Origin of the sequence: Paenibacillus sp. 22594, assembly GCF_052044425.1 — a bacterium.
Taxonomy (GTDB): Bacteria; Bacillota; Bacilli; order Paenibacillales; family Paenibacillaceae; genus Paenibacillus_AQ.
In genome coordinates, this window is sequence record NZ_JBQENA010000008.1 from 17876 (window position 1) to 37657 (window position 19782).

A 19782-nucleotide genomic window follows, 5' to 3' on the forward strand; every position below is an offset into this window, starting at 1 on the left:
ATAAGAGGTGTTCCAAACTATCCATTTGGAACACCTCTTTTGGTGCCTGAACCTGTAATTACTCCGCCTGCTCTTTTCCCTGGGCAAGCAGCCTGTCTGCCGCCTCCTGCTGCCGGTATTGTCCGGGAGTCAGCCCTGTCCGGGCTTTAAAGATCTTATTGAAGTAGCTTACATTTGCATATCCGATCTCCTTGCAGATCACCTCAATGGAAAGGTCGAGCTGTTTCAATAGCTCCATGGCACGTTTGATTCGCAGCTGGATCAAATAATCGTTGACGGTCATCCCCGTTGACTCCTTGAAGATGCGGCTTAAGTAAGAGGAGCTGCGCTGTACGTATTCAGCAACTGTGTCCACGGAAATATTATTATTGAAGTTCTCATCCATGTAATCCGTTGCCAGCTGCAGGGTCACATCCGTCATCCTGTAACGCTTCTCTTTATGATAGGCGATGATCTTATCGCACATATCCAGCAGGCACTCCTCCATATCCGGCAGTGTCTCGGCACCTGCCAGAACATCGGCGTAAGAGGGTCTGTCCCCGAACACTGCGTGCATATCACCCCGTGACTGGACAAGGGTCTTCATGATCTCCCCGCTCAGCTGGAAGAACTGCTGCTGGATATTCGCTTTGCTCAGCTTCTTAACCAACGCGGTCCGGGTGATCTGCCGGACGACACTGAAGCATTCCTCCTTGTCCGTCTGCAGCAGTGCCTGCAGCAGCTTCGTTTCCAGTTCATACGGATAATAATAAGCCTCCTCCTCTGACTTCCATTCGCCGAGGATGTCGTAAGGCAGGATCTCGCCTTTGCCGATATACATTTTCAGACTCAGAGCTTCCAGGGTATCCTCATATGCCGAACGAACCCCTTCTTCACCGCTGTAGATCCGGCTGACCGCAATGGTCGCATTCATACTGTAGCGGGTCAGCAAAAGCTGCTTCAGCTTCTTGGCTTGCTCCAGCGGGAAATCGTCCTCCTCCGGAGGAACAGAAAAGAGAATCACCGTTCTCTTGTCATCCTTGGCGAAAATCTCGCCGTCGATATCGGCTCCCAGCTCCTCCATAAGGCCGTAACGCATCAGGTGGAATTGAAGGCTGCTGTCCGGTCCTTTCACTGGATAAGGCTCCTCGAGTTCCAGAGTCAGCACGGCAAACCGGTTAAAATCCAGACGGAGCCCCAGCAGCTCCGCCGCCTGATCCGTACTGCCGCCCTGGATGAGGTCGTTCAGATACTTCTCCTTGATGGCTGTACGGTTATCCAGGAGAAGGGAATCTACCTTCCGCTTCTCTGTCATTAGTGTCTCCCAGTTTCGGCCCAGCTGATCAAAGATATGACGGATGAAACCGGCTTCATCACCTTCAGGCAGAGGACTGCTTGTTCCATCCCGCTGACCGGCTGCTGAACCGCCGATATAGGTGATCACACTCTGGAGTGGCCGGTACAATCTTCTGGACAAATAAAAGGAGATGGCGATTGCCGCAGACAGGTATACCGCTGCTACAATAATGACAATGAACTTGATCCGGTCCATCCCTTGCAGGAGCACGGAGCGCTCAGTAATGTCAACAAATCTCCATCCTGTCAGCTCTGAGGTGGTATAGGAGACGATCTGGTCGGAGTCATCCATATAGAATCCGCTTCCGCTGGTCAGCTTAGAGAAGTCTAACTGTTTTAGCAGGGAAGCTCCGGCCTCCGAATCGGAATAGAGCAACTCTGAATCCGGCCCCAATACAAGGGTGGCGCCTTTTTTATTATGGTAATGGCTTAAATAGTCGTCAAAAAGCAGCTGCAGCTTCAGATTCATGACGATGGCGCCGTTCACATGACCGATTAATGGCATCTTTTGAAGCAGGCTGGTTGCAGGGTGGTCCGGTGCGAAGGCATCTTGTCTTCCGGTAATCCAAATCGTGCGGTTGTCGGACTGCTGCTTCCATACGTTCAGCCAGGAGTTGTCCGCAAAGGTCGAGATGGGAGAGGTCTTGATCTCGGGACGCGATGTCAGGATAAGCTCCAAAGGGTCGTAATATAAATAGATGGAATCGATATAAGGACTGATCTTTTTCTGCTGCTCCACAAAGCTTGATAAATCAATCAGGGAGCTGACGCTTAACTTGCTGCCGTTCGTATGGTACAGGTACGATTGGGTCGTGATCATACCGGTGGCAGCATATTTGATGGCGGTCAGTTCCTTGTGAATCAACTCCTGCTGCTGCGTCAGGATCGATTCGTTGTATGCGATGGCGTTCTGGATACTGTTGTCTGCCGAAATCGAGTAAGTGACCGTGGAGATGAGAATGACGGTGATCACGGCAATGGCGGTCAAGGAAAGCAGCAGCTTGACGAACATCGTATTATGTTTGATCGAACGGTATCCCTGCAAAGGACTCACTCCACTTTTCAGAATGGTTACGCTTACATAATTGTGCGTGTTACACATGCATTAATAGAGGGATTATATCACAGATGAGTATTTTGGTAAGCGGAAGCCCGAAAAACATTAAAAAAAGAGAAAAACATAACGCGTTCCAAACCACAGAAGCGGCCAAAACATAAAAAGAATTGAAAGAGAGGATTGTATCCCGCAGCAGAGGAGGCTATCGTAAAAGTTGTAACCGCTACCATTTAAGGCTGTTAGCAACTACGGGAGCCGAAGCAGAAGCGGTCAACATATTTCTTTCATATAGGGGGAGTACATGTGCAGATGAAGCTCAAGAAATTAGGCAATGCAGTTCTGCCGGCCATGCTGGCAGCTGGTCTGCTGGCTGGCTGCGGCAACAGTGGTAACGGCGGGAATAATGCGGCAGCACCGGATGCCAGTGCAAGCGCAAATACAAAGGAATCAGCAGCACCAAGCCCGGTGGAAATTACATGGGGCATCCATTTCCAGGCTCCTGGAGTGGTGGAAAACTCTCAGGTCCAGAAGTGGCTGGAAGAGAAGTTCAATGTAAAGATTAAGCCGGTGAAAGTGACCGATGCCAGCATTGCTTCCGGTGAAGTTCCGGACATCTTCATGCTGGGTGATCCCGCGAATGTAGCAGCGTACCAGAATCAGGGTGTCCTGATGAGCCTGGATCCGAACATGCTGAAGGAAAAGATGCCCGAGTATTCCAAGGATATTGAGAAAAATAAAGCACTGTTCCAAACCGTTACTATTGATGATAAGCTCTGGGCCATTCCTATGTTTATCGACCTGAAGCCTTATGATTTGGCGATGCTCTGGCGCAAGGATTGGCTTGATAAAGTAGGCATAACCAAGGCTCCGGAGACGCTGGATGAATTCGAGAAGGCCGTCTATGCCTTCGCACAGAAGGATCCGGACGGAAATGGCAAAAAAGATACCTTCGGCCTGACGGGTACAGCGACCTCCACCTGGTCATCCGGCTTCTATTCGATCTTTGGTGCTTACGGTGTGGAACCGACCATGTGGCATGAGAAGAACGGGGAAATTATGAACGGCTCTGTCATGCCGGAGACGAAGGAAGCACTGGCGAAGCTGCGGCAGTGGTACGCAGACGGAGTGATCGACCCTGAATTTATCACCGATACCCAGGACTCGTACCGTAAAAAGCTCTACAATAACCGGATCGGGGTCATCGAGGAGCAGATTGCCAAGGGCGCACTCCCGGATGCGGCAACTGTGACGGAAATGAAGTCCTTGAATCCCAATTCGGAGCTGGTATTTGCCAAGAATCCGAAGGGCCCAGGCGGTGACGGCTCTTGGGATTGGGGAGTCAAGAGCAATTTTGTCGTTATCAGCAACAAAGTGAAGGATCAGCCGGAAAAGCTCAACAAGCTGTTCGAGATCCTGAAGGCAGAGAGCAGCGATGAGGAAACCATCAACATGACCAATCTCGGAGTGAAGGGGACTCATTGGGATTTTACGGAGAGCGGGGCAACCGCAGGAGCCACCAAGTTCCTTGCTGGATTTGAGAAAGCGGAAGAACGCGATCAGGCTGGCATCCGGCTCTTCTCGCTTGGCAATATCACGACCCAGGCATACCGCGAGAAATATTCCAATCCGGCTCTGAATGAAGCAATCAAAACCTATTCATCCGCTCCAAGACAGACGGATGCGTTGTTGTTCTCGGCATTGCCCTCCGACGGGAAATACAAAAACGACCTGACTTCACTAATGCAGAAATATTTCGCTCAAATCATCAGCGGAGAAATTCCACTCGAAGATTTCGATAAGTTCGTTGCAGAATGGAAATCCAGAGGCGGCGATGAATTGACCAAGGAAGCCAATGAGATGTATCAGGCTCAATTCAAAAAATAAATAGGGTTTCAGGGGAGTGTAAGATGAAAACCATACGAAAGCATGGAGAATTATTGGCGCTGTTTCTGTTTGCCTTTGCGTTTTTCATTGTTTTTAAATATGGTCCGCTGTATGGCGTGGTCATTGCATTTAAGGATTTCAAGGTTGTGGATGGAATTTGGGGAAGTCCGTGGGTGGGATTTCAGCATTTTCAGGATTTGTTTCAGAGCAGCGACTTTTACCGTCTTCTTAAAAACACCCTGCTTTTGAACTTTTATCAGCTGCTCTTTGCATTTCCGGCTCCGATTATTCTGGCGATCCTGCTGAACGAGGTCCGCTCCCGGTATTTCCAAAGATTCATTCAGACGACGATGTATTTGCCCCATTTCGTATCCTGGGTAATCATGTCGGGTCTGCTCATCTATTTTCTGTCGCCGACTACAGGGATTATGGCTGATATCATGGGCTGGTTCGGAAAGGAGCCTATCTTCTTCATGGGCAAAAAGGAATATTTCCGGTCCATTGTCGTAGGCTCCTCCATTCTGAAGGATCTGGGCTGGGGCTCCATCATCTATTTCGCCGCTTTGTCGGGGATTAACCCGGAGATTCAGGAATCGGCCATCATAGACGGAGCGAACCGCTGGCAGCGGATCATACGGATCAATATTCCGTCGATCATGCCTACCATATCGATTATGTTCATTCTCAGTCTCGGCGGTTTCTTAAGCGCTAATTTTGAACAAATCATCAATCTGCTTAATCCGGTCACCTTTGAAACAGGCGATGTCATCGATACTTACGTCTATCGTGTCGGTCTGCAGCAGTTCCAGTACAGCTACACAGCAGCTATCGGCTTGTTCAAGTCACTCGTGGGACTTGTGCTCATTCTGGGTGCCAATCTGACCGTGAGGAAGCTGAGCAAGGGGGAAAATGGATTATGGTAGGAGTAGGAGGAAGTCAGTCATGAAGACGAGAAAATGGCAGGATCTTATTACACCCGCTATCATCTATTTTGTGCTATCTTTACTCGCGCTGATCGTCGTGTATCCGTTCATCCATGTTACGGCGGTTTCTTTTAGCGGACGCGGAGAGGCGCTCCGGAGCGGATTTCACTTTTTCCCGCGGGACTTCGAATGGAGGGCGTACCGGGAGCTGCTGGAATATCCATTCATCTGGTCGGGTTATGCAAATACAGTGTTCCGCATGGTGGTGGGAACGCTCTTGACGCTGCTCGTTACCGTCTGTGCCGCCTATCCTCTGTCACGTCCGGATTTTCCTATGAAGCGCGTGCTGATCATGCTCATACTGTTCACCATGATCTTCGATGGGGGCATCGTACCGAATTATCTGCTGATCAAAGAGCTGCATCTGCTGGACTCGCGTTGGGTCTATGTGCTGCCAACAGCAGCTAACGCCTTCCAGGTTCTGGTAATGCTCTCGTTCTTCCGGTCCATTCCGGATGCGCTGATCGAAGCGGCCCGCATCGATGGGGCCAGGGACATGCGGATTCTGTTCCGCATCGTACTGCCTCTCTCTATTCCGTCCCTGGTGACGATCGGACTCTGGTCGCTGGTACATCATATCAATGCCTTTATGGATAATCTGTTGTATGTCACCGACCAGTCGAAGTTCGTGCTCCAGCAAGTCGTCCGGCAGATTCTTATCGAAAATAAGCTGGACCCGTTCACTACGGCAACCAATTTGATCCCTCCTGCACCGGAGAGTCTGAAGATGGCGTCAGTGATCGTATGCTCCTTGCCCGTGCTTGTGCTGTACCCGTTTTTGCTTAAATACTTCGAGAAAGGAACGATGATTGGTTCAGTGAAAGGGTAAGCTTCGCTTCAGGGGGACTTCACGGTTCCCTTTCAGATACTCCAATCGATAAGGAGGCTTCATATAACATGGGAAGAAGAACGTTTATTGTCTTATCGATCATTGCATTAATAGTAGGATGTTTCCCGGCCGCGGCGATTCAGGCAGAGGAGTCACACAGTTCCGAAGCAGTCTATTATGTATCTGAAAATGGAAGCGATTCCAATCCGGGAACAAAGGGAAGTCCCTTCCTTACCCTGGAAAAGGCCAGAAATACCATACGCCAGCTTAAGCAGGGCGGAGGATTGCCTGAAGGCGGTGTTACCGTATATCTGAGGGGCGGCATATATAACCGGACCGGAAGCTTCCTGCTGGAAGAGCAGGATTCAGGGACGGCAGACAAACCGGTTACCTACAAGGCTTATCCGGGCGAATCGGTCCGGTTAAGCGGTGGCCAAGAGCTCAAGAAGGGGTGGTTCACCCCGGTGACGGACCCGAAGGTTCTGAACCGGATCATCAGCACCGATGCAAGATCCAAGGTTCTTCAGGTGGATCTGATGGGCCATGGCATCTCTGATTATGGAATTATGAGCCGTCATGGCTACTACAAAGCTAACGATGTAAGCCAGACTCCGCCGATGGAGCTGTACATCGAAGGCGAAGGGATGACCCTGGCCAGATGGCCCAACAAAGGTACAGTCCAGATGGGCAATATTATTGACCCGGGACCGACCCGTAAGGACGCGGACCTGCAGACCCGTGGAGGTACCTTCACCTACACCTATGAGCGGCCTGAGCTTTGGACCCAGGCGAATGATATTTGGCTCGACGGGATCTTCGGCTATAGCTGGGAATGGTCGTACAACAAAATTGCTTCGATTGATACGGTGAACAAGTCCATCACATTAGCTTACGGGGAAATGAGCGGTCTTATGAAGACCTGGTATCCTGACTTCCATTTCGCCCAGAACCTGCTGGAAGAGATCGATATGCCGGGGGAGTATTATATTGACCGGACCCAAGGCATTCTTTACTTCATGCCAACAGCCGCCTTTGAGGAGAACAATCCCGAAATTACCGTGTCCATGCTTAAGACTCCTATGATCAGTACCGTCAATACGTCGCATGTTACCTTTGAGGACCTGATTCTGGAGAATGGCCGGGATTCAGGAGCGGTTATCATGGGCGGCGATAGTGTCCGGCTCGTGCATTGCGAGATCCGCAATTTCACCGAAGGCGGTGTACGGATCAATACCCAGAGCCGCTGGCTGTACAATGACTTCGCGAAGGGGACAGGGGTTAACCATGCTGTCGTCAGCACGCATATTCATCATGTCGGGGGGACGGGAGTGATTCTGAACGGCGGAGACCGGCTGACGCTTGCGCCAGGCAATAATGTGGTGGAGAACAGCCACATCCATGATTTTGCCTATTACCATAAAGCGTATAACCCTGCTGTGATTCTGACCGGAGCAGGGAACCGTATCTCCCATAGTGAAATTCACGATGCCCCTCATCCCGGTATCCTGATTTTTGGCAATGACCATGTCGTGGAATACAACAACATCTATGATGTCTGCAAAACATTCTCGGATCTCGGTGCCATCTACATGAATCTGGGGGCTGCGCCGCAGGAGCGGGGATCGGTCATCCGTGGGAATTACTTTCACAATATAGGGGAAGGCAAGGCCGGGGTTCAGGGCGTGTACCCTGACAACTTCACTATGGGGATTACGATCGAAAAAAATATTTTCTACCGGATGGGCAACTCTGCCATTCTGAATAACGGCGGTGCGCATATCCGCACCCGGAACAACCTGTTTATCGATGCCAAGGTTCCGTATGACTACTCCGATATGTATTTGGGTGACGGACCCGAGCAGCAAATCTCCAAAAACTATATGCAGCCGTGGCATGCTTTGTTCGAAAAATACAACAATTTTGTCGGCATGCCGCATCTGGTCAAGTATCCGGAGCTGGCGGATTTCTTCACAGAGAACCGCTATTATCCTGACACGAACACATTCCAGAACAATGTCATCTACAATCCAACCAAACCGAGAAGCGGCACGAATGCGAACGGAGCATACGATAAACTCAATCTGGTCCAATATGCGAACAACTGGGTAACCGACCATGATCCGGGCTTCGTGAATCTGGCGGGAGGCGATCTGAATCTGAAGGCGGACGCTGAGGTGTTCCAGCAGATTCCGGGCTTCCAAACGGTGCCTTTCAGCGAAATGGGAACCATAGGCAAGATAGGTCCATATCTGACTCCCGACAGGATCCCTGTGCGAGGTGTTGTATTGTATGATGATACACTCACCATGGGCATCGGGAAATCGTACACCCTGAATTCGGCAGTTCTTCCCTGGAACGCCACTAACAATAAGCTACAGTATAGCTCCAGCGATCCTTCCGTGGTAAAGGTGGATGCGACGGGTAAGCTGAAGGGCGTTAATCTCGGGAGCGCGGTTGTAACAGCAGTCTCTGAAGACAACCCGCTTTTCAAAGACGAGGTCCAGGTGACTGTGGAAGTCGGTGACGGGATTATGGATGATACGAATTTCGAGAACGGCCGTAACAGCTGGCCGAGCGATTCGAACCGGAACATCGTAGAAGTCGATGGCGGCAACCATATGTATAAGCTGCTAAAAGGTGCAACGACGCTGAATGAGAACGACTTCAGCAATTATGAACTGACCTTCAAGCTGAAGACGCCTCCGGCGATTCCGGAGTTGGCCACGTTCTACGTGTTCGACAGACTGAATCCGAGCGGCAGCGGAGGCAGAATCGGGTACAAGAAGTATGCCGACGGAACCTCTGCCTGGATTCTGTATAATGCGGCCTGGGGTACGGTGAAGCAGAATGTGCTGGCTGCTCAGGATCTGCAGCCGGATATAATCTACAATATGAAGATTATCGTCAAGGGACAGGAGATCAGCGTCTATGCCGATGGCAAACTCAAGCTGAAGGCCAACGACCCGACCTTTAATCCTTCCGGTAAAGTCGGTTTCTACGCCGGCGGCTTCGACTACCTTTTGTTCGACGATATCAAATTTATGGTACCGACGAAGGATGTGGCCGGTCTGCTGCTCGACAAGAGCAGTGTTAACATGGTGATGGATGAACAGCTGCAGCTGCAGGTCCAGTTCGATCCGTCGGACGCCGAGAATCGTTCCGTTGTCTGGCAGTCCAGCCATCCGGAGGTGGCCTCTGTCGGTGAGAACGGGACGGTCACTGCCCAGGGCTTAGGGGAGACTATGGTCACTGTTTCCTCGGTTGCCAACCCGGCGGCGTCAGCCTCTGCCCGGATTGTGGTTTCGGATATCCTTCACTTCACGGATTACGATTCAGGAGCGAACGGATGGCCAGTGGACCCCAATCGCAGTATCGTGACGGTGAACGGAAACAAAATGTATAAAATATTGAAGGGGGCTTCCGCACTTCATCCGAAGCTTTTCACGGATTATGACCTGACCTTCAAGCTGAGAACACCTGCCGTGATGCCGGATACGGGCACATTGTACGTATATGACCGTACTGCCTCTGGCAATTCCGGGAAGATCGCCTACAAGAAGTTGGCGGACGGGACCTCACAGTGGATTCTCTACAGCCCGACTTGGACGGTGCTTCAAACGAAGAATCTTCCAACTATGGATTTGCAGCCAAATACGGAATACAGCCTTCGTGTCCTGGTTGACGGCGCCAGCATCCGCGTCTATGTGAACGGTGAGCTGAGGCTGGATGGCTCCGATCCCAAACATAATCTGACGGGAACGGTAGGCTTTTATGTAGGTGGTTTCAGCGAATTGTGGTTCGACGACGTCAAGTTTACAATGATTGACCGGACTGCCCCGGTAACCACGGCCGTCATTACCCCGTCGCTGCCGGATGGCCCAGACGGCTGGTATGTAAGTCCCGTAACGGTTCAGTTGAATGCAGCGGATATGGGCTCCGGCGTAACGGATACCGTATACAGCATGAATGGCGGAGGGGCCTGGCTGCCCTACCAGGGGCCGCTGATTTTTAGCCAGGATGGTCATTATTCGGTAGCCTACCGGTCAGCGGACAAGGCCGGGAACAGCGAGGTTGCGAAAACCTTGAGCTTCAAGCTGGACACCAGCGCTCCTGAGGTATCCGTCGCAGAGCCAGCTGCGAGAGCTTACGCAGGTACAGAAACCCTGACCCTGTCGTGGTCAGCTGCCGATGTTTTATCCGGAGTGGATGACAGCAAGACCGCTGCGCGCCTGGATGACCAGACCATAGTTCAGGGAACCTCGGTTCCACTATATACGCTGAGTCTTGGCACCCACACCTTTGCTGTATCCGCCAGCGATGAAGCAGGGAATACGCAGGAGCGTACTGTGACTTTCTCAACCTATGCAGATATGAACTCGCTGAAAGCACTGGTTAACCTGTTCAGCGAGATGTCCTGGATAGACAATCATGGCATTGCAAACAGTCTGAGCACCAAACTCGATCACGGCCAAGTGGAAGCATTCCTTCAACAGGTGCAGGCCCAAAGCGGCAAGCATATCCGGGCTGAAGCCGCGGCTTACCTGCAGCGGGATGCGGGTGATATTCTGGCCAGGGCGGGGACGCAGGGCTAACTCATGATTGGATCTGCGGATGAATTGGAATAAGCAAAACGGCTGTGCCGTCCTTCACTGGACAGTACAGCCGTTTTAGTTGAGATGTGGGGGAACCGTACTGCCTCTGCTTGCCGATAAACCTTTGCTTCCTCTGTCCCTTTTTCCTTGGAGAACCCTAGTTGGCGGCAGGCTCAAGTGGAAAAAGTGAACTTAAATCTACCGTTCCCACTCCTCGCAAGCGCTTGTTGGAAAAAGTAGACTTCATTCGGCACATTCGTCTATTTACAGCTGAATATGCCTAGTTTAAGTCTACTGATTCCACCTAACATCTCTGTGAGAACGCTTCCCGGCACAATTAAGTTCACTAATTCCACTTCGCTCCTCAGGAGCACCTGCCTATTCATCCATGAATTGCAGCTCTGGGAAAATCCAGGCATAGGACTGATAATACCCGCTGCTCAGATTTTTATTGCCGGTTATCGGACGATAAGGGGCGACGAAACGTTCATATTCGGGTTCCTTGTAAACTTTGGACATGGCTTCAAATAGATCCAGCGGCCACGAATCGGAAGCCAGCGGCTCCGGGAATTTCTGATCTTTATCGTACGGCCACTCTTCGATGTGCCCATCGGCATAATAGAATAACTTATCGAGTGCCGTCTTGATGTTTGCTCCGCCGGGAGAGGTCCAGTGGAACAAATTTTCGCCGGTTGTGTCATGGATTAGCTTCATGGCTGCCGTGATGGGAGCGAGAGAGAAATAATGGTACCAGATTGAATTGGTTCCTCGCATGGTTTCTTCCGGAATCAATCCCGAAGGTGCAAGTGCGTTATTGATATGTTCTTTGAGATGGGCCGCTGCTTCCGCAAAACGGGCTTGGTCGTCCATGAAGCGGAAGAGGGACAACCGGGCATAAAGACTCCAGCTCCACCAGTTGTTTCTAAGCGGGATCGTCACCCATGCCGGTAAGAAAACCTCGCTCATCCAGGAGATGAATTGATCTTTATTCTCCTTGGGCCACCCCGGATAGCACTTGATGAGCTCAGCCGCTTGAATCAATCCGGTTCCCAGGTAGGCGGAGACAAGGGGGCCGTCGTCCCCGGCCAGCTCCTTATTGATGGTTGCCCAGCCATCAATCAGTTCGGCTGCCTTATCCGCATAAATGGATTCGCCGGTTAACCGGTAGGCTAACGCTGCCGTGCAGGCGGAGTGGGCATCCGCCTCCATCAGCCGTTTGGCTGTCTGGTGGCCGGCCATATCGAAATAGAAGCCGGGGATATGCCATGAAGGAACAGCGTGACAGCTGACCGACATCCCTTCATTTGCAACGTGCAGCAGCTGGTTTTGTGCCGTCTGGCTGATCATCAGAGCATCGATCCTTTCATTTTCGGGCTATATGTCATTGCCGCTCATACCAATAGCCGGGTATTCCGCGCTCTAGCCGCATCAGGGCCTCCAGATAGAAATAATCCCCCCAGATGACATAATCATCGGGTGAAATATCGAGCCGTACGGCGTAGGAGCCACGGTTCAGGAGTCCTTGGGCAGCGGGCTCATCCTTCGTGGAGTAGTTAGCGGCCAGGGAGGCAACGATTCGCTCGGCTGCGGCTGACAGCCATTCCCGGTCAACGTCCTGTTCCGGCAGCAGCGCGGCCAGCTCGAGCATTCCCGATGCGGCAATGGCTGCTGCGGAGCTGTCCCGTTTGGTCTCCGGCACCTGCGGTACATCAAAGTCCCAGTACACCACCCCATCCTCAGGGAGCCGGTCCACAAAATAGCGGGCTAACCGCTTAGAGGTTTCCAGTAGTTCAGGCTCACGCAGATAACGGTAGGCAAGGGCGAATCCGTAAATGCCCCAGGCTTGCCCCCGGGTCCAGGTTGAGCCATCCCGGCTGCCCTGGTGGGTACCGCCGCGGATCGAGTCCCCGGTCACCGGATCGAAATAGAAAGTGTGGTATGTGGAGTCGTCTCCACGGACCAGAAAACGGCGGCTCATAGCCGTTTGCTTCTCAGCGGCCTGACGGTAGCACTCGCGGCCGGTCTGCTGGTAAGCCCAATGCAGTAAAGGCAGATTCATCAGACAATCTATGATAATGCGTCCGCCGTTCTCCGGATCGTCCTTAGGCCCCCATGCCTGCAGAATTCCCGGAGTGTCGCGCCATCTCTCCAGCAAAACATCCGCAGCCTGCAAGGTGGCAGACCGGGAGTTTTCGTCCCTTTCCAGAATCCAATGGGCTTTGGTGGAAAGGGAATATAGGAATCCGATGTCATGATGATCCAGGTTCACGCGTTGCTCCAGACGCTCCCGGAAGTTGTCCAACGCTCTCATAGCAGCATCCCGATAACGGCTATCCTGAGTATACTCGTAAGACAGCCAGAGAAGTCCGGACCAGAAGCCTTCGGTCCAATCGTTATTAGGCGTTAACCGGTAGATCCGGTTTCCTTGGGTGCTTGTGAGGGGGAACTCCTCTCCGAAACGGTCAATATTTTGTGAAATCACACTTAAGGCGTCCTCTATGGCTTGTGCCCACATGGTGGCATCCTCCATTCTTTGATAGAAAGGCTGCCTCCATTATATATCCGGAACAGTAATTCCTTGTTGTGCTAAAATATAACCAGATTGCGGTTATGGAGATATGGGGGTGGATGTGTTGACGGGACATATTGAACATGTAGATCCGGGTCACAGCAGCTTTTTTCTGGCTTACCGGGATGAGTGGCTGGATGATCATTTTCTTAAGTTTCATGCGCATCAGGGTCTGGAATTGTTATTTATCCATGAAGGGGATGGGCTTGTGGAGGTGGAAGGCGCATCCTACGAACTGGAAGGAGGATCGCTCTTCTGCTTCCAGCCTTACCAGCTGCACAAGGTGGAGGTTCCCGGCCGTAGGGATACCCGGTATGTCCGGACGAATCTGACGTTCGATCCAAGATATCTGGAGCCGTTTCTGGAGCCGTATCCGAAGCTTCAGGCGTTTCTCCGCTTTTTGTCCAAAGGAGCTCTGGCTTCACCCAAGTTCACATTCACAGAAAGTCAGCTGACGGGGGTGATGGAGAGCCATGTCCAGGCAGTGACGGAAACAGGGGAGGATCAGGAAGAGGCCCGTATTTTGTTTGTGATTTCCTTGCTGCGCCATCTCCAGCTGGCGGTTATTCCGTATGAGGAGCTATCACCGGAAGGCTGGTCCGTCAAAAAAACCGCCCATATTGAATCAATTATGGATTGGATCGAAGGTCATTTCAGACAGCCCTTCAGCCTGGAGCTGCTGGCCGGGGAGCTGCATCTGTCTTCCTACTATGTATCCCATTTGTTCAAGCAATACACTGGAGTAACACTAACGGATTACGTGACGGCCAGAAGAATCCGTGAAGCCTGCGTGCTGCTCGCGAATTCCGGTAAACCGGTGCAGCGTATTGCCCATGAGATCGGAGGGCTAAGCACCCCATATTTTTGCAAGCTGTTCAAAAAACACAAAGGTATGACACCTCTGGACTACCGCTCGGCGCTTCATCATACGGCCAAATAACGGACATTTGCCTTCGTCTGACCTCATAAAACCTTAGACAGAAGGCTACGAATGATTTCGGCTCTGCTGTTATATTAAGCTTTGCCAATTCTAATATTGCGGTACTTTCCGGGCGTTATTCCCGTTTGTTTGCGGAACAGACGTATGAAATAATTGGGATCATCAATGCCGACCTGCTGGCCGACTTCCGATACGGACAGCTCCATGTTTTCCAGCAGTGATTTGGCTGTCTTGATTTGCAGATCATGCAGATATTGAAGCGGACTCATGCCCGTGTACGTTTTGAGGCACCGGGCGAGATAGTCGAACCGGTAATGAAGCGTCTGTTCCATATGCTTCGCGTCGAAGGGCCGGGTTAGATGCTGCTGAAGATAGGCAATGGTGTGATCGCAGAGCTGTCTTGCGCGGGAGGCATTCTGCAGCCGTGCCGCAGCCTGCAATTGTACCAGCAAGCCAGCCAGCTGCATCTGCAGCGGCAGGGAGTGTGCAGGCGATAAACTGTGATGGAGCTCCATCATCTGCTCCAGGAACGGGAGGATGTCAGGGACATGCAAGGTGGCGAATTTCGGAAGATACATCACTTGCAGGTTTGGCTCCACATCCATATTAGTTCCTTTGGTATATGGAAAGGACCAGGGGATTTTCCCGCTTTCGATCGTCCGGACAGGCGCCGGATGGACAAAGTGAATCCAGTAAATTTCGGTGATTTCTTCGCAAGGACGATACCCGGAATGCATACGGTTAGGTTCCAGCACAAGCATGGAGCCTTCTTTGATTTCGTAGGGGACCTCATCTTCCATCATATACAAGGTGCCCTTCAAGACAAACAACAGGTCGTATACATCGAACGAACGGGTTTCATGCTGTTGTCCCGGGGGCCAGAAGGTATGGCCGATAGTTACCAGCTGCGGCAGCGGGGGGATGGTAAGCTCCAGGCAGTTCATCACAGTTTCACCTTTCCCTTTGATATCGTTGCCTAATTGTATCACGGCAGAAACCGATAAGGTAGAAAATGTGCTACTTTAAGTCGATACAGAACCTGTCTGATCCAGAGGAATATTTATATACTTAACGTATATGAATTCGGAAAGGAAGGGTATATATGCGATTCCGCCAGGTCCATCTCGATTATCACACCTCCGAAGCGATAACGCCGATCGGAGCCCGTTTTGACCAACAGCAGTTTCAGGAGATGCTAAAGCTGGGCTGCGTAGATTCGGTTACAGTGTTCTCTAAATGCCATCACGGCTGGAGTTACCATCCGTCGGAGGCGGGGGTGATTCATCCCGGGCTGAGCTTTGATCTACTTGGAGCCCAGATCGAGGCTGCACATGAAATCCATGTGAAGACGCCCGTATATCTGTCGGCCGGACTGGATGAAAGACTGGCCAGACTGCATCCGGAGTGGCTGATCCGCGATGAGAATGACCAAACGAACTGGGTAAAAGGCTTCATGGAACCGGGCTATCACCAGTTCTGCATGAACACGCCTTACCTGGATATCCTGATTGCACAAACCCGTGAAGTCGTGTCCCGTTATGATCTGGACGGCCTGTTTTTCGATATTGTCGGTGTGCGCAAATGCTACTGCCATAGCTGTATAGAGAGCATGCGGCGGGAAGGCGGTGATCCCCGGGATGAAAAGGCGATGCGTACACTCTGGGAGAAAACCTACGCGAATTATACGGCAAGAGTGAAAGAAGCGGTTGAGGCGATCAAGCCGGGGCTGCCGATCTTCCATAACGGCGGACACATTGCTCGCGGCCGCCGCGATTTGGCATTCATGAACGACCATTTAGAGCTGGAATCATTGCCTACAGGCGGCTGGGGCTATGATCATTTCCCGCTGTCGGCCAGGTATGCGCAGACGCTGGGTCTCGATTTTCTCGGGATGACCGGGAAATTCCATACGTCCTGGGGGGAATTCGGCGGGTATAAGCACCCGAATGCGCTCCGTTATGAAACTGCGCTCAGCATCGCCAATGGTGCGGGATGTTCAATCGGCGATCAGCTGCATCCCGACGGCCATATGGATGAAGCCACCTATGCCCTGATCGGTGAAGCTTACCGCGAGGTTGCGGACAAGGAAGCCTGGTGTACTCTGGCGAAGAATGTAGCGGATGTGGCACTTTTGTCGCTTGAGTCGACCGGTGTGCATCCCAAGGCAAAGACGGAGGGCCGCAGGCCACCATCGGATGCCGGAGCCGTTCGTATTCTGCTGGAGGGGAAAATCCTGTTCGATGTTATTGATAAAGAGCATGATTTTACGGCTTATAAAGTGTTGATTATGCCCGATTATGTGGCGGTGGATGACGGGCTGTGCGGCAAATTATTGCAGTTCCTGCAAAGGGGCGGTAAAATTCTCGCGACGGGCTGGTCCGGTCTGGATCCCGAAGGGACGCGGTTCATGATGGATCTCGGAGTACAGTATTCGGGAGTCAATCCATTCCGTCCCGATTATTTCCGACCTCTGTTCAAGCCCGGAAGCCTGCAGGAGGCCTCCTTTGTGTTTTATGGGGAGGGACAGAAGATCGGGCTTAACGGCGGAACTGAGCTTGGACGCCGCGAAGATCCTTATTTTAACCGCGATGGCTTTACGTTCTGCTCCCATCAGCATACGCCTAGCAGCTACGTTAGTGGAGGACCGGGAATGGTGGAGAACGGCAATGGAATCTATATCGCGTGGAACGTATTTGAAGATTACGCTGCTAAAGGGAGTCTCATTGTAAAGGAAACAGTCCTTTACGCGCTGAATCGGCTGCTTCCCGATAAGACGCTGCATACGAATCTGCCGGCGCAGGGCATTGTTACGCTGCAGGAGCAGAGGGCGGAGAACCGCCTGGTCAATCACCTGCTGTACGCGGCACCAGTCCGCAGAGGAGAGAGCATCGAAGTGATTGAGGACATTATCCCTGTATACAATGTCGAGGTTTCCGTTCAGACGAAGGGCCTCGTCACCCGGGTATATCTGGCACCTCAGATGACACCGCTCCCCTTTAGCTGTGAGGGCCGGACTGTTCGTTACACAGTACCCGTGCTGGAGTGCCATCAAATGGTGGTCCTCGATTATGAATCGGATTGAATTGAAAGGATGGCAAATGATGAACTTTGAACGTCTAGCTTCATTTATGGACCGCATCACTTCCTGGCGTATTCCGTGGGCGGAGGTGCTCGTTATGCACCGGAATGAAACAGTTTTCCGTTACCGTCAGGGCTACGCCAATCTGGAAGAGAAGACGCCTGTCACTGACCGGCAGTTGATCAACCTCTACTCATTAACGAAGATTATGACATGTACGGCAGCCCTTCAGCTCGTTGAAAAGGGAGCCGTTCATCTGAATGATCCGCTGTCAGACTACCTGCCGGAATTCGCTGATATGACCGTGAAGAAGAGACAGCCGGACGGTGAACTTGCATTCGAGAAGGCGGTGAAGCCGATCACCGTGCGCGATCTGTTCACGATGTCGGCTGGCTTCTCCTATGATCTCGAAGCTCCGTCTATCCGGGATGCAGTGAGAAGCACGGACGGGAAGATGCCGACACGCGCCTTCGCGGAAGCGATCGCCAAGGAACCCCTTATGTTCGAGCCGGGTACCCGGTGGAATTACAGTTTGTGCCATGATGTCCTTGCCGCTCTCGTCGAGGCTGTGGACGGCAGACGGTTCGGTACATATATCCGGGATGAAATTACCGGACCGCTGGGCATGACGGACACGGGTTTTGATCTTTCGGACGAGCAGCGGGTCCGTCTGGCCCCGCAGTACGAATATAGTGATGCGCTTGGCAAGCCCATACGTAAGGACGGGAATGGGTACCGGCTCGGAAGCGAATATGAGAGCGGCGGGGCGGGACTGCTGTCTACCGTTAGCGACTATGCTCTGTTTTTGAACGCGCTGACGAATCAGGGCACAAGCCCGGACGGCGTGCGTATTCTGTCCCCGGCGACGGTGGATCTGATGCGGACCGATCATTTGGCGGGTAATATGCGCGGGGATTTTTGCTGGGAGCAGTTGAAAGGTTACGGCTATGGCCTGGGTGTGAGAACCCACATCTCGCAAGCGGAGAGCGGTTCGCTCAGCCCCCGCGGTGAATTCGGCTGGAGCGGTGCGGCAGGTTGCCTGGCCATTATTGATCCGGCGTCACAGCTCACTGTAATGTATGCGCAGCATTTGCTGAACAACCAGGAGCCTTTTGTACATCCGCGATTGAGAAATATCGTGTATGCTTGCTTGTAACTAAACCGCACCTTTTGATCTAAGAAGCCACCAAAAAGTCAAGAAAAGCAGCGACTCTGCCGTTATGGGAGTCGCTGCTTTTTGATTGTAACCTACTGCTTAGTGAGTGAAGAATGGGGTTCTACCAGAAATAGTTTTCGGTCCAATCTATATCATATCTGGTGTAGAGTCTCTAAATATGGGGGTTGTATAGATATGAGAGACCTGATAAGGCTGTTCGGGATGGCTGATCCGTGACAGCAGCATTTGGGCAGCGGTGCCCCCCATTTCGTTACTGTAAATATGGACGGTGGTCAGATGAGGCTCGATGATCTTTGATTCTGGACTGTTATCAAAACCGCAGACAACAATATCCCCGGGAATGGAATGGTTTTGATTTTTAAGTGCTTTCATAAAGCTGACGGCGATGAAATCGTTGGCACATATAAAAGCTGATGGAAGCTGGGTAATACCCTGCAGCCTTTCATCCGCCCAACTGGGGGTGGAGAAAAAGTACCGATCCTCATCCAGAACACACTGTGAGAGATCCAACCGGATGCCGGCCTCCGTTAAAGCGCGATTGAACCCCACCCATCTTTCGTTAAAGCTCCGGCAATGATTAAAGTCCCCGACAAACCCGAACGTTTTGTAACCTCCATCAATTAACTTCCTCGTAAGCAGATAAGTACTGTGCTCGTTCTCCATCAACAGCACATCCGCATGAAATTCAGGGTAGCAGACATGAGCAGAACAATCGATGAAGATGGTTGGAAGTTCAAGGCTTGTAATCAGTTTGCTGTATTCCAGATTGAACAGCTCAATACAGATGATTCCGTCCACATTGGACACATCAAAATTATTGGGAAGGGATAGCGATTGCTGATCGATATCCCGGATGATGTGAATGGATAAATTATACCCTTCGTCGCTGATGCATTTTTCCAAACCACTGATCAGGGTCGATCCAAAATGGGAAGTGTTTGGCAAGTTCTCTGTTAATAAAGCGATGTTTCTGGAGCTCTTAGGCAACTTGCTTTCGTCCTCCATAAAGGAAAACTGCTTGTATTTCATTTCTCTCGCTTGTTTAATGACTTTATTTCTGGTTTCATCGGGAATGCCTATCGTTCCGTTTAAGGCTTTGGAGGCCGTGTTTCTGGAGATTCCCAAAGCATCAGCGATGTCTTGTATGGTTACCCTATCTCTAGCCATGTATTGTACATTCACCTCTATGTCGTGTTCTTTTCATCGTCTTAACTTCCTTAAATGTATAATAGTTTTCTAAAAATAGCAATATTCAAATTTACAAATGAACAAATTATTTTACATTTGTAAATTAATCCGTGTTCAAAAATAACGTGAAAATAATAACTCGTTATGAG

At 51.3% G+C, this 19782-nt stretch carries 12 protein-coding genes; 7 read left to right on the forward strand and 5 right to left on the reverse strand.

The genetic code is table 11. The features are described from left to right. Positions 1–58 precede the first annotated feature (58 nt). Entirely contained in the window at positions 59–2380 is a 2322-nt protein-coding gene (locus ACTJKB_RS22975; protein ID WP_440836685.1) for a helix-turn-helix domain-containing protein, read from the reverse strand. A 315-nt stretch (positions 2381–2695) separates the two neighbouring features. Here ACTJKB_RS22975 and ACTJKB_RS22980 point away from each other — a divergent pair, with 315 nt between their 5' ends. From ACTJKB_RS22980 to ACTJKB_RS22995, 4 genes are all read left to right on the forward strand, one after another. Then, entirely contained in the window at positions 2696–4276 is a 1581-nt protein-coding gene (locus ACTJKB_RS22980; RefSeq protein ID WP_440836686.1) for an extracellular solute-binding protein, read from the forward strand. A gap of 23 nt (positions 4277–4299) precedes the next feature. Further along, positions 4300–5199, forward strand: a complete 900-nt coding sequence (locus ACTJKB_RS22985; protein WP_440836687.1) for an ABC transporter permease — start codon at positions 4300–4302, stop codon at positions 5197–5199. A gap of 19 nt (positions 5200–5218) precedes the next feature. Continuing rightward, a complete protein-coding gene (locus ACTJKB_RS22990; protein WP_074107942.1) occupies positions 5219–6088 on the forward strand; it encodes a carbohydrate ABC transporter permease in 870 nt (289 codons plus the stop codon). 68 nt (positions 6089–6156) lie between these two features. Further along, positions 6157–10680 carry an OmpL47-type beta-barrel domain-containing protein gene (locus ACTJKB_RS22995; protein ID WP_440836688.1) on the forward strand — a complete coding sequence of 1508 codons (4524 nt, stop codon included), beginning with the start codon at positions 6157–6159 and terminating at the stop codon, positions 10678–10680. A 378-nt stretch (positions 10681–11058) separates the two neighbouring features. Here ACTJKB_RS22995 and ACTJKB_RS23000 read toward each other — a convergent pair whose 3' ends face one another. Both ACTJKB_RS23000 and ACTJKB_RS23005 read right to left on the reverse strand, forming a co-directional pair. Further along, positions 11059–12027: an alginate lyase family protein gene (locus tag ACTJKB_RS23000; RefSeq protein ID WP_440836689.1), complete on the reverse strand. Its 969-nt coding sequence runs from the start codon at positions 12025–12027 to the stop codon at positions 11059–11061. 34 nt (positions 12028–12061) lie between these two features. Next, positions 12062–13195 (reverse strand): glycoside hydrolase family 88 protein, encoded by a 1134-nt coding sequence (locus ACTJKB_RS23005; RefSeq protein ID WP_440836690.1) that lies wholly within the window; start codon positions 13193–13195, stop codon positions 12062–12064. Positions 13196–13304: 109 nt separating this feature from the next. Between ACTJKB_RS23005 and ACTJKB_RS23010 the strand changes: the two genes are divergently transcribed. Further along, positions 13305–14189 (forward strand): AraC family transcriptional regulator, encoded by an 885-nt coding sequence (locus tag ACTJKB_RS23010; RefSeq protein ID WP_440836691.1) that lies wholly within the window; start codon positions 13305–13307, stop codon positions 14187–14189. Between the two features lie 74 nt (positions 14190–14263). Here ACTJKB_RS23010 and ACTJKB_RS23015 read toward each other — a convergent pair whose 3' ends face one another. Next, positions 14264–15178 (reverse strand): helix-turn-helix domain-containing protein, encoded by a 915-nt coding sequence (locus tag ACTJKB_RS23015; protein ID WP_440836692.1) that lies wholly within the window; start codon positions 15176–15178, stop codon positions 14264–14266. Positions 15179–15291: 113 nt separating this feature from the next. Between ACTJKB_RS23015 and ACTJKB_RS23020 the strand changes: the two genes are divergently transcribed. Both ACTJKB_RS23020 and ACTJKB_RS23025 read left to right on the forward strand, forming a co-directional pair. Further along, positions 15292–17271, forward strand: coding sequence for an alpha-amylase family protein (locus ACTJKB_RS23020; RefSeq protein WP_440836693.1), 1980 nt, complete (start codon positions 15292–15294; stop codon positions 17269–17271). Positions 17272–17290: 19 nt separating this feature from the next. After that, positions 17291–18424: a serine hydrolase domain-containing protein gene (locus ACTJKB_RS23025; protein ID WP_440836694.1), complete on the forward strand. Its 1134-nt coding sequence runs from the start codon at positions 17291–17293 to the stop codon at positions 18422–18424. Between the two features lie 147 nt (positions 18425–18571). On the opposite strand, the gene ACTJKB_RS23030 is transcribed toward ACTJKB_RS23025, so the two are convergent. After that, a complete protein-coding gene (locus ACTJKB_RS23030; RefSeq protein ID WP_440836695.1) occupies positions 18572–19612 on the reverse strand; it encodes a LacI family DNA-binding transcriptional regulator in 1041 nt (346 codons plus the stop codon). Positions 19613–19782: the final 170 nt, after the last annotated feature.